The following is a 374-nucleotide window of genomic DNA, read 5'->3' as shown; positions in this document are numbered from 1 at the left end:
TGGGCAAAGCTCGGACCTGAGAGAACGCCGATTTTTTTATTGTTAGGCAGGACTTCTTTCAGTACTTGGAAAGTCAAAAGGCCGGTATCTTGTTCAAAACCTTTGCAGGCGGCGAGAACGGGAATATCGGCAGCGTTATGCTGTTTGAGCAGCTCGGCGCTGCTTCTGAGGCCGGCTACGGAGGTAACGATCAGGGCAAGTTGGCTGTCTTTCAGCGCTTCGCCCAAATCGGCGTGAACGGTCAGGGACTCAGGGAAAGGGAAGCCGGGCAGGCCGCGTTTGTTTTCGCGATCTGCTTGCAGGGTGCGGATTTGGTCGGGATTGCGTGTCCAAAGGGCAACTTCATTGTTGTGGTGCGCAAAGTGCAACGCGAG

At 54.8% G+C, this 374-nt stretch carries 1 pseudogene; it reads right to left on the bottom strand.

Going from position 1 to position 374, the window contains the following annotated elements:
- A pseudogene (locus tag ACTHSP_RS22675) lies at positions 1-374 on the bottom strand (NAD(P)H-dependent glycerol-3-phosphate dehydrogenase); the annotation flags it as partial.

The sequence above is a fragment of the Neisseria sp. P0001.S005 genome (genome assembly GCF_051963715.1).
Note: the sequence above shows the minus strand (reverse complement) of the source record. Positions and strands in the feature narration are given on the sequence as shown.